Below are 11,486 nucleotides of genomic sequence, written 5' to 3' on the forward strand. Positions count from 1 at the left end.
CGCACAGACCATCGGCACGCGAGTGTCCGCACTCGGTATCCCGCATGACGGATCGGATACGGCACCCTTCGTCACGGTCAGCCTTGGCGTGGCCACTGGCTGCTGCGCCATGGATCTGAAGCCCGAAGCCTGGATCGATGCGGCGGACAGCCAACTTTATCGGGCGAAGGCAGCCGGCCGCAATACGGTCTACGGCCGCGTCTTCAGCCGTGACGAGCTCGCCGCCAAGACTCCGTCCTAAAACGGTTCGTCATCCTGCGCTGAGATTCAAGATCGAGATTTTTCGAACTTCGGTCTGGTTTGCGGTACAGGTCGCGAGGGCATGCTGTCCCTCGTGGACACGGTGGAAGGATTCACGCTGACCACCCGGGTCCTGACCGCTCTCCGGCGCCCGCTCTCTCTCGGGCCGTTCTAGAGGGGCAGCACTTCCGAGCGTTTGATCTGAACCAGAGCGAAGCTTGTTTCGATGGACGCGACGCCGTCGAGCCGCGTCAGCTTGTCCTTCAGGAACCGTTCGTAGGCTTCGAGATCCTGCACGACAACACGCATCAGATAGTCGCGCTGCCCGGTCATCAGGTAGCAGTCCACAACCTCCGGCCAGCGCGCCACGGCCGCGGCAAAGCGGTCGAGATCCTCCTCGCGCTGCCGTTCAAGCTTGATCGAGGCGAAGGCGCTGATGGGAAGGCCGACCTTTTTCTGGTCGATCACCGCCGTGTAGCCCTTGATGACGCCTGCCTCCTCCAGCATGCGGACCCGCCTCGCACAGGGTGAGGCTGAAAGCCCGACGCGGGCGGCGATTTCATTCACCGTAATCCGGCCGTCGCTCTGGACGGCCGCGATGATTTTTCGATCGATGTCATCAAGACCATGCATTTTGGTGATCTTCACTAAAGGAGGTCCGAAAACAGGCGACAATTAGCTCCGATCGCCCGCGCTACGCTTCTAAGCTAGAGACCCAAGCGGGAGGCACGTCAATGACAGGAACGGATGCGCGCATTCTTGAGATGCTCGAGCGCAAGGTCCTCTGGCTCGCAACCTGGATGATCCACCATGCCAATCATCTCCGCCGCAATACTGACAATCTGAAGGTCGGTGGCCATCAGGCTTCCTCGGCTTCCCTGTCGACGATCATGACGGCGCTCTATTTCGCAGTTCTGCGACCGGAAGACCGGGTGGCGGTTAAGCCACATGCGAGCCCGAATTTTCACGCCATCCAGTATCTCCTGGGGCGGCAGAGTCGCGAGAATCTAGAAAAGTTCCGCGCCTTCGGTGGCGCGCAATCCTACCCGTCACGCACCAAGGATACAGACGATGTGGATTTCTCGACCGGCTCCGTGGGGCTCGGCGTCGCGCAAACCCTCTTCGCCTCTCTGGTGCAGGACTATCTCCACGCCAAGGGCTGGGGAGAGAAGGCGCCGGAAGGCCGCATGATCGCCCTGGTGGGCGACGCGGAGATGGACGAGGGCAATATATTCGAATGCCTTCAGGAAGGCTGGAAGCACGGTCTGCGCAACACGTGGTGGATCGTCGATTACAACCGACAAAGCCTGGACGGGGTGGTGCATGAGGGTCTGTGGGAGCGGTTCGAATCCATGTTCCGCAACTTCGGCTGGGATGTGATTGTTCTCCGTCATGGATCACTCCAGCAGGCTGCCTTCGCACTGCCGGGTGGAGAAGCCCTCCGCGCCTGGATCTGCGCCTGCCCCAACCCGCTCTATTCGGCGCTGACCTTTCAGGGCGGAGCCGCCTGGCGCAAGCGGTTGCTGGACGACCTGGGGATGGACCAAGACGCCCAGGCTCTCATCGAAAGCTTCAGTGATGAGCAACTTAGCGCTGTCATGGCCAACCTTGGTGGTCATGATCTACCGATGCTGCTGGAAGCATTCGAGGCCGCCCGCACTCATGATCGCCCGGTTTGCTTCATTGCCTATACGATCAAAGGCTATGGCCTGCCGCTGGCGGGCCACAAGGACAATCACGCAGGGCTCATGACGCCCGATCAGATACAGCGCCTAAGAGAGCGGCTCCATATCCGGCAGGGGCATGAATGGGAGCGGTTCGAGGGGCTCGACGAGGCTCATGCTCTGCTCGGCTCCTTCCTCGATGCTGTGCCCTTCGCCCAGGATGGTGCGCGCCGGCATCGGGCAGCTGTCCAGCCAGTGCCGACCATGCCGCCGCTTTCGCCTCAAAAAACTCTTTCGACGCAGCAGGGCTTCGGACTCCTCATGCATGAAATCGGCAAGCAGAAGAACGCTTTAGCCGACCGGATCGTTACGACTTCGCCCGACGTCACCGTCTCGACCAATCTCGGCGCCTGGGTCAACCGGCGCGGCCTTTTCGCACGGGCCAATCTGGCGGACACTTTTCGGGCGGAGCGCGTTGTCTCCACCTTCAATTGGAGCTTTTCGCCCGACGGGCAGCATATAGAGCTCGGCATCGCCGAGATGAATTTCTTCATCCTGCTCTCTGCCCTCGGCCTGTCCCATGCGCTTTTTGGCGAGCGCCTTCTGCCCGTCGGCACGCTGTACGATCCCTTCATTGAGCGCGGCCTCGATGCCCTCAATTATGCCTGCTACCAGGATGCCCGCTTTCTTGTGGTTGCCACGCCATCGGGCATCACCCTGGCACCCGAAGGAGGTGCCCATCAATCCATTGCAACCCCGCTGATCGGCATGGCGCAGGATGGACTGCAAAGTTTTGAGCCGGCATTTGTCGATGAGCTTTCGGCAATCATGGGCTGGAGTTTCGACTATATCCAGCGATCGGGAGACGACACTCCGGATCGCCGGACCTGTCTGACTGACGACAAAGGCGGCGCAGTCTATCTGCGTCTCTCGACCCGGCCGATCGAACAGCCCGTCCGACCTATGACTGACCCACTGCGGCAAGACATCATTGATGGCGGCTATTGGATGCGCCACCCCGGCCCGAACGCAGAACTGGTAATTGCCTACAGCGGCGCGGTCGCGCCGGAAGCAATCGAGGCGGTCGGTCTAATGGCTGAGGACCGGCGCGACGTGGGCCTTCTCGCCATCACCTCGGCCGACCGATTGCATGCCGGCTGGAACGCTGCCAGTCGGCTGCGAGAAAGCGGCGACCGGGAAGCGATCAGCCATATCGAACGGCTCTTGAGGGAAGTGCCGCAGGATTGCGGCCTGCTCACGGTGCAGGACGGACATCCGGCGGCTCTCGCATGGCTCGGCGGCGTGATGGGTCACCGAACACGCGCCCTCGGTGTCGAGCATTTCGGGCAAACCGGATCCATCCAGGATTTGTATCGGCATGCGGGGATTGACGTGGAGGGTCTGCTGGCATCGGCACAGGCGCTGTCACCCGCTCGACCCATTCGATATTAGAAACATCGAGCCATCCAGTCATAACTGAACGCGACCAGGTCCAGGTATCACTGCCTGATTACGGCCGTCTGCTCTGCAGATGCCGCAGGAGGCACCGGCATTCGAAAGGCCGCCACCGCGCTCGCCGCTGCCGCGGTCGTCGCCCAAAAGCTTCTGCGAGGATCCACACCCCTCCACCGACTGGCGAGATCCCCAGAAGAGCCGTAAGCTTCGCCTAGCCGTTCGCCCATCAATGGAGGAGCGCCAGGCCTTGATCTATGGCAAGCTCGAATATCTGATCGCCCTCGCACGAGAGCGGAATTTCACCCGTGCGGCGGAGTCTTGTGGCGTCACCCAACCCACGTTCTCCGCCGGCATCCGGGCACTTGAAGATGAGATGGGGATGCCGCTTGTGCTGCGTTCCTCCCGCTTTATCGACTTCACGCCCGAAGGCGAGCGCGTGCTCGATTGGGCCCGGCGGATCGTCGGCGACATTCAGGCAATGCGCGCCGATGTCACTACCCTCCGTCGCGGTCTCACCGGGCACCTGCGCATCGCCACCATTCCAACCGCGCTCGCGGTTGTAAGCACATTAACCACACACTATCGCGCGCGCCATCCAGCCGTCCGCTTCACGATCCTGTCCTGCACATCAAAAGAGGTTATCCAAGGTATCGAAAATCTCGAAGTCGAGGCTGGTGTCACATACCTCGACAACGAGCCGACCGGCCATATGCGCAGAATTCCTCTCTACGATGAACGATATCGGTTGCTGACGGAGGCGGAGGCGCCCCTGGGCGACCGCGCGCAAGTGACTTGGGCAGAAGTTGCGCAGATTCCCCTCTGCCTTCTTACGCCGGATATGCAGAACCGCCGAATTCTTGACAGTCTCCTTTCTCGCGCGGGCCCTTTGGTGCAGCCGACGCTGGAGAGCAATTCCATCGTCGCGCTTGCATCCCATGTGCAGACCGGGGCCTGGGCTTCAATCCTACCCGAAAAAACGGCAGCGATGTTTGCTTTCGACGTCAGTCTCCGTTCAATTCCCATAGTCGAGCCGGAAGCGGTGCACAGTGTCGGTCTGCTAGTACCGAATCGTGATCTGCTCCCCCCAATCACGGCGGCGCTTGTGCTCGTCGCTCAACAGACTCACTGACCAATCCCGACTGCGGGCAACAGCAGCTTAGCAAAATTCGTACACACATTCGTCTATCCGAACGTTCTTCGGTATGCTTCCGCATGTCGCCGCCAACACTACATGAATTCCGAACATCTCATCCTGGATTGATCAATACGCATATTCTATGGCGAGGCGACTCAGGCTATCCTCCCCTCTGCCCGACGCCGAGACTATAGCCTCATCCAATGCATTGAAACTTCAGACTCGCGAACGGCATGCCCGGATGCTCGATCATCATTTGCGGGCGAAATTAGTTGAACACAACTACTATCTGTTGGGGATCAGAAATGTCCATATTGTCTCGTCGAAAAATGCTCGCCGCGAGTGCGGCCGGCGGAGTTATGACGGCAACCGCGGCGGCCCATGCAGCGGTTGTATTCGGAAATCCGGATGATCCGCCGCAAGGTGCTATCAACACCGGTGGCGCCTTCACCGATCCTGGCCCGCAAAATCCCGCTTTGGCCAACAATCTTCCAAGTTTCGAGAACCCGCCCGCGACTGATGTCGGAGGCATGCCCGTTTTCTGGTCCTCCTTCAACATCGCGCCCAAGCGCGTGCAGAATGGTGGCTGGGCACGTCAAGTCAGTTCCAATGCATTTCCGATTTCCACGACCATCGCCGGTGTGAACATGCGGCTGAACGCCGGAGGCGTCCGGGAGTTGCACTGGCATCAGGCGGCTGAATGGGCAGTTATGACCTACGGACATGCCCGGATCACCACGCTCGACACTGAGGGCAGACCCTTCATCGCGGACGTAAAAACTGGTGATCTCTGGTATTTTCCACCAGGCCTGCCTCATTCGCTTCAGGGACTTGGGCCCGACGGCGCCGAATTCGTGCTGGCCTTCGACAATGGCGCGGCAGGCGAATACAACACTCTGCTGGTCACCGAATGGATCGCCCATACCCCGCCCGAGGTTCTGGCCAAGAATTTTGGCGTGCCCGTCGAATCGTTCCAGCACATTCCGCTCGCGCAACGCTGGATCTTCCAGTCGGATTTGCCCGGTTCTCTTGCCGCAGATCAAGAGGCGGTTGCCACCAGTGCCGGGTCACCGCCGCACCCGTTCATCTTCCGACTTTCTGACATGAAGCCGAACAAGATCACGGCGAGCGGCACGGTGCAAATTGCGGACAGCACGAACTTCACTGTCTCGAAAACCGTCGCCGCCGCGCTCGTCACGGTCAAGCCGGGCGGGATGCGCGAGATGCATTGGCATCCCAATGCCGATGAGTGGCAGTATTACGTGTCAGGGCAGGCGCGCATGACCGTATTCGACGCGGGGCCGTCCGCCGTCACGGCAGATTTCCGCCCCGGCGACATCGGCTATGTCGTCAAGAACCTCGGCCATTACATCGAAAACACGGGCAAGACAGACCTTGTCTTCCTGGAAATCTTTAAGACTGACCGATATGAGGAGGTGTCGCTTGCCAACTGGCTGGCTCTTACTCCGCCGACTCAGGTAGCAGCCACCTTGAATCTTGATCCGGCGGTGATTGCACGCTTCCCGAAAGTCCGTCCGGAAGTCGTGCCGACCTGACCTCTGGGGAGTGATGGTTTGAGAGGAATTGTGATCCAATTCCTCTCAAACCTGGACCGATCTCTCGCCTAAGCTTAAGACAAGACACAAACGAAGAACGACTTCACGAGCAGGATCGTCGCAGATTGATCAGTCTGCCGTTGCTGCCTGCACGTCTGTTTCAATCGCGGCGGTCGCGCCGTAGCTGGCGTAAAGTCCAATCGCCGTGATCGCGATTGCGCCGACCAGATTGCCTATCGTCACCGGAATTTCGTTCCAAAGCAGCCATTGCCCGACAGAGACATGGGCGCCGAGCAAAATGCCGCCGGGAATCACGAACATATTGACCACACAGTGCTCATAGCCTTGCGCAACGAAGGCCATGATCGGCATCCACATGGCGAGAATCTTGCCGATGACCGAGCGGCACACCAGCGCCATCACCGCCCCGAGGCTGACCATCCAATTGCAGATAATGCCTTTGACCAGCGCTGTGCCCCAACCCGCGGCTCCGGCATTCATATAGGGCACGACCTTGGCGGTAGCGACTGCAACCAACTTGGCGCCGACCGGATCCGGTGCTGTCGTAAAGAACTTTGTGCTGGCCAGCGCGAAAAGCAGCGCATAGATCAGGCTGCCGATGAGATTGGCGACGTAGACGAGAGCAAGGCCTGATATGACCTGCCCGCCGGTCAACTTTCCGGCCAGCCGCGCATAGGGCAGCAATGCGGCGTTGCCGGTAAAAAGCTCGAGCCCCAAGAGCACGAGCATGATGAAGCCGACCGGAAAGAAGATAGCGCCTACCAGACCACTCCCGGAGGCGACGACCGCCGAGAGGTAAAGTGTGGTGGTAAAACCAAGAAACATGCCGGAGAGGATGCCGGTGACGATGATGGTCTTCGCCGGCAGGTAAGCTTTCTTGGTTCCCGCGTCTGTCATCGCTGCGGCGAGTGCCGATGGTTTGAGCCAATCCACGTTGTTAACTCCGCTTTGCGCGCCGCAGCGACGCGATTAAAGAAAGAAAGTCAGTCCGCCAGTCGGTCGAGCGCTTCGCGCGCCAGTGGGTCGACCCCAGTCCCGCCGGCGAGAATGAAGTCTCGGATTTTCCTGCGCATCCTCGGGTCCCAGAATTTGCGGATGTGGCTCTCGATTCCGCTTACCGCGGACTCATGCGGCTGGGAGGCGAAGAAAGTCGCGATCTGATTGACCATGTAGACGAGCTTGGCATCCCCCGCGGAAAGGCCGTGCGAATCGGTGGAGGGCACGACGCTCATTCCGCCGCCACGCCGGCGATCCGCCGTGTTTCCCGGCCGAGGGCAGCATAGTCGCGCTGCGCGTCCGTCGGCCCGTTCGAAGGAGAGACCTGGACCGCTGTGACCTTGTATTCGGGGCAGTTTGTCGCCCAATCGGAGTAATCGGTCGTCACCACGTTCGCCATCGTCATCGGGTGGTGGAATGTCGTGTAAACAACTCCTGGTGCCACACGGTCTGTGACTTTCGCACGCAGCGAGGTTTCTCCAGCCCGGCTCGCGAGCTTGACCCAATGGCCTTCGGCGATTCCGCGCTGCTCTGCATCATGCGGATGGATTTCGAGGAGATCCTCCTGATGCCAGGCGGTGTTGTCGGTCCGCCGCGTCTGCGCGCCGACGTTGTACTGGCTGAGGATTCGGCCGGTTGTGAGAAGCAGTGGGAAGCGCGGCCCCACCTTCTCATCAGTCGGCACGTATTCGGTGATGAAGAAACGCCCCTGCCCGCGCACGAACCCGGCTTCGTGCATGATTGGCGTGCCGTGCGGCGCGTTTTCGTTGCACGGCCATTGCACCGAACCCTCACGTTCCAACTTCTCATAGTTCACACCGGTGAAGGTCGGTGTCAGCCGCGCAATCTCGTCCATGATCTCGGAAGGGTGCGCGTAATCCATCGGATATCCCAGCGCATTGGCGAGCATCTGAGTGATCTGCCAATCTTCGTAGCCATTCTTCGGTGCCATAACTTTGCGCACACGCTGAATGCGCCGCTCGGCATTGGTGAAGGTGCCGTTCTTTTCGAGGAAGGTGCTCCCCGGCAGAAAGACATGTGCGAACTGCGCCGTCTCGTTGAGGAAGAGGTCCTGTACGACGACGCATTCCATGGCCGAAAGGCCTGCGGTGATATGCCGAATATCCGGGTCGGACTGCGCGATATCCTCGCCCTGGATGTAGATGCCTTTGAAGGTCCCGTCGATTGCGGCATCCAGCATATTCGGAATGCGAAGCCCAGGCTCGGGATCGATGGGCGTGCCCCAGGCGGATTCGAAGAGGTGGCGTACCTCAGGCGTCGAAACGTGGCGGTAGCCTGAGAGCTCATGGGGGAAGCTGCCCATATCACAGCTTCCCTGCACGTTGTTCTGGCCTCGCAGGGGGTTCACACCCACACCGGGCCGGCCGACATTGCCCGTTGCCATCGCAAGATTGGCGAGTGCCATCACTGCCGTCGAGCCTTGGCTGTGTTCAGTGATGCCAAGTCCGTAGTAGATGGCTGCATTGCCGCCGCCCGCGTAGATCCGCGCCACTGCCCGGATATCCTCCGCCGGGACGCCGATGGTCTCAGCGAGCGCCTCCGGGCTGTTGCGATCGAGCGCCACAAATTCTGCCCAGAGCGCGAAGGCGTCGGGCTCGCAGCGCTCGCCGACGAACCGGTGATTGACCAAATCCTCAGTCACGATCACATGGGCAAGTGCGGTGAGCACGGCGACATTCGTGCTTGGCCGGATCGGTAGATGCACAGAAGCCGTGACATGCGGCGTGCGCACGAGATCAATGCGGCGTGGATCGATCACGATCAGCTTCGCGCCTTCGCGCAACCGCTTTTTCATGCGGGAGGCGAAAACGGGGTGGCCATCTGTCGGGTTGGCGCCGATGAGCAGAATGACATCGGCCTGTTCGACGCTGTCGAAATCCTGCGTGCCGGCGGAGGTTCCAAAGGTCTGGCTGAGACCGTATCCCGTCGGCGAGTGACAGACGCGCGCGCAAGTATCGACGTTGTTATTGCCGAAGCCGGCGCGGATGAGCTTCTGCACGAGGAAGGTTTCCTCGTTGGTGCAGCGAGAGGACGTGATACCGCCGATCGCACCCTTTCCATAACTGGCCTGGATGCGTCGGAATTCGGAGGCGACATGGGCGATCGCCTCATCCCAGCTGACCTCGCGCCAGGGGTCGCTGATCTTGTCGCGCAGCATCGGCTTGGTGATACGGTCGCGATGCGTTGCATAGCCCCAGGCGAAGCGACCCTTCACGCAGCTGTGTCCATGGTTGGCGAGGCCGTCCTTCCATGGCACCATGCGGACGACGGTCTCGCCGCGCATTTCCGCCTTGAAGGCGCAGCCGACACCGCAATAGGCGCAGGTGGTGACGACCGAATGCTCCGGCTGGCCGAGCTCGACCACAGATTTCTCGATCAGTGTGGCCGTCGGGCAGGCCTGGACGCAGGCGCCGCAGGAGACGCATTCCGAACTGAAGAAGCTTTCATCCATGCCCGGCGAAACGTGGCTGCCGAACCCACGGCCACCGATCGTCAATGCGAAGGTTCCCTGCACCTCCTCACAAGCGCGCACACAGCGCGAGCAGACGATGCATTTGCTAGGATCGAACTGGAAATAGGGGTTAGATAGATCCTTGTCAGCGTCACAGTGATTGATGCCCTCATAGCCATAGCGAACATCACGCAGACCGACCGCGCCGGCCATATCCTGCAGCTCGCAATCGCCGTTCGCGCCGCAGGTGAGGCAATCGAGCGGATGGTCAGAGATGTAAAGCTCCATGACTCCGCGCCGCAGTTTTGCGAGCTGGGGCGTTTGCGTGCGCACTACCATGCCCGCGGCCACGGGCGTTGTGCAGGATGCAGGCGTGCCGGGGCGACCCTCGATCTCGACCAGGCACAGCCGGCAGGAGCCAAAGGCATCGAGCGAATCCGTTGCACAGAGCTTTGGGATCTGGGTACCCATCTCCGCCGCCGCGCGCATGATGGAGGTGCCGGCCGGCACACGCCGCTCCTGCCCGTCGATCACTACGGAAACCATATCCGTCGCAGCGGAGGGCTTGGTGCCGTAGTCCGGTTCGTGGATCAGGCCCATGGGAAGCTCCTTATTCCGCCGCCGCTGGCACGGCGACGGCCGGCGACGGCGGCGCGCCGAAATCTTCGGGGAAATGGGTAAGCGCGCTCATCACCGGATAGGGGGTGAACCCGCCCAGGGCGCAGAGCGAGCCGAATTTGAGGGTTTCACACAGGTCGCTCAACAGAGTGATATTGGCTGCGCGATCATGACCGGCAATGATGCGGTCGATCACCTCGGTGCCGCGGGTCGAGCCAATGCGGCAGGGCGTACACTTGCCGCAGCTTTCGATGGCGCAGAACTCCATCGCGAAACGCGCCATGCGCGCCATGTCGACCGTGTCGTCGAACACGACCAGGCCGCCATGGCCGACCAGGCCGCCGCGCGCCGTGAAAGCCTCATAGTCATAGGGCGTGTCGAATTGTGCCGTCGGGAAATAGGCACCGAGTGGGCCGCCCGCCTGCACCGCGCGCACCGGCCGTCCGCTCGCCGTGCCGCCGCCGATGTTCTCGACCAGTTCGCCCAGGGCGATGCCGAAGCCGGTCTCGAACAGCCCGCCGTGCTTCACATTGCCGGCGAGCTGTACCGGCATGGTGCCGCGCGAGCGCCCCATGCCGAAATCCGCGTAGGCCGCGGCGCCTTGAGCGAGAATGAACGGGATGGCGGCGAAAGAGAGCGTGTTGTTGATCACGGTCGGCTGGCCAAACAGACCGCGGAGGGCCGGGATCGGCGGTTTGGCGCGCACCTGCCCACGACGGCCCTCGATACTCTCCAGCAGTGCCGTCTCCTCGCCGCAGACATAGGCCCCGGCGCCAACCCGAACCTCGATGTCAAAATCGACGGCGCTGCCGAGGATGGCGGTGCCGAGCAGGTTTTCTTGCCGCGCGATGGCCAGCGCTTGCTCCATCGCCGCGATGCCATGGGGATATTCCGAGCGGATATAGACGAAACCCTGCGTGGCGCCGGTGGCGGCTGCGGCGATCGTCATGCCTTCGATCAGCAGGAAGGGATCGCCCTCGAGCACCATCCGGTCTGCGAAGGTGCCGCTGTCGCCCTCATCGGCGTTGCAGACGATGTATTTGCGCGGCGCTGTCGCGCGGGTGACCGTTTCCCACTTTATCCCTGTGGGGAAGCCGGCGCCCCCTCGCCCGCGCAAGCCGGAGCGCTTGACCTCCTCAAGGGTCGCTTCGATACCGAGCGACAGAGCACGCTCCAGCCCGCGATAACCGCCATGGGCGCGGTAGTCGGAGAGCGAAAGCGGGTCGGTGATGCCGGCGCGGGCAAAAGTGAGACGGGTTTGCCGTTTGAGGAAAGGGATTTCCTCCACCAGCCCCAGCGCGATCGCGGTCGCCGTGCCGTCCAGGATC

9 protein-coding genes are annotated in these 11,486 nt (G+C 61.2%); 4 read left to right on the forward strand and 5 right to left on the reverse strand.

Annotation, left to right across the window (positions count from 1 at the left end; translation table 11 throughout):
- The coding region (locus tag VL752_RS07425) for a diguanylate cyclase domain-containing protein (protein ID WP_325353698.1) at nt 1–241 on the forward strand (241 nt) is incomplete at its 5' end.
- A 170-nt stretch (nt 242–411) separates the two neighbouring features.
- Here the strand turns inward: VL752_RS07425 and VL752_RS07430 are convergent.
- The gene (locus VL752_RS07430) at nt 412–873 is read right to left on the reverse strand and encodes an Lrp/AsnC family transcriptional regulator (protein ID WP_325353700.1); all 462 of its coding nucleotides are present in this window, start codon (nt 871–873) and stop codon (nt 412–414) included.
- Nucleotides 874–974: 101 nt separating this feature from the next.
- On the opposite strand from VL752_RS07430, the gene VL752_RS07435 reads away from it, so the two are divergent.
- The 3 genes from VL752_RS07435 to VL752_RS07445 all read left to right on the forward strand — a co-directional run bounded on the left by VL752_RS07435 (nt 975) and on the right by VL752_RS07445 (nt 6,050).
- Entirely contained in the window at nt 975–3,356 is a 2,382-nt protein-coding gene (locus VL752_RS07435; RefSeq protein WP_325353703.1) for a transketolase, read from the forward strand.
- Nucleotides 3,357–3,606: 250 nt separating this feature from the next.
- Nucleotides 3,607–4,488 (forward strand): LysR family transcriptional regulator, encoded by an 882-nt coding sequence (locus VL752_RS07440; RefSeq protein WP_325353705.1) that lies wholly within the window; start codon nt 3,607–3,609, stop codon nt 4,486–4,488.
- A gap of 311 nt (nt 4,489–4,799) precedes the next feature.
- A complete protein-coding gene (locus VL752_RS07445; protein ID WP_325353706.1) occupies nt 4,800–6,050 on the forward strand; it encodes a cupin domain-containing protein in 1,251 nt (416 codons plus the stop codon).
- A gap of 129 nt (nt 6,051–6,179) precedes the next feature.
- Here the strand turns inward: VL752_RS07445 and VL752_RS07450 are convergent, their stop codons facing one another.
- The 4 genes from VL752_RS07450 to VL752_RS07465 form a co-directional block, all read right to left on the reverse strand.
- A complete protein-coding gene (locus VL752_RS07450; RefSeq protein WP_325353708.1) occupies nt 6,180–7,004 on the reverse strand; it encodes a formate/nitrite transporter family protein in 825 nt (274 codons plus the stop codon).
- 50 nt (nt 7,005–7,054) lie between these two features.
- Nucleotides 7,055–7,303 (reverse strand): formate dehydrogenase subunit delta, encoded by a 249-nt coding sequence (locus tag VL752_RS07455; protein ID WP_325353710.1) that lies wholly within the window; start codon nt 7,301–7,303, stop codon nt 7,055–7,057.
- Complete coding sequence (gene fdhF / locus VL752_RS07460; RefSeq protein WP_325353712.1) at nt 7,300–10,140, reverse strand: formate dehydrogenase subunit alpha; 2,841 nt, start codon at nt 10,138–10,140, stop codon at nt 7,300–7,302. The genes VL752_RS07455 and fdhF overlap by 4 nt, the downstream gene beginning before the upstream one ends.
- Before the next feature lie 10 nt (nt 10,141–10,150).
- A partial coding sequence (locus VL752_RS07465) for a complex I 51 kDa subunit family protein (RefSeq protein ID WP_325353714.1) occupies nt 10,151–11,486 on the reverse strand: 1,336 nt, incomplete at its 5' end.

The organism is Acidisoma sp. (assembly GCF_035492295.1).
Classification (GTDB): domain Bacteria; phylum Pseudomonadota; class Alphaproteobacteria; order Acetobacterales; family Acetobacteraceae; genus Acidisoma.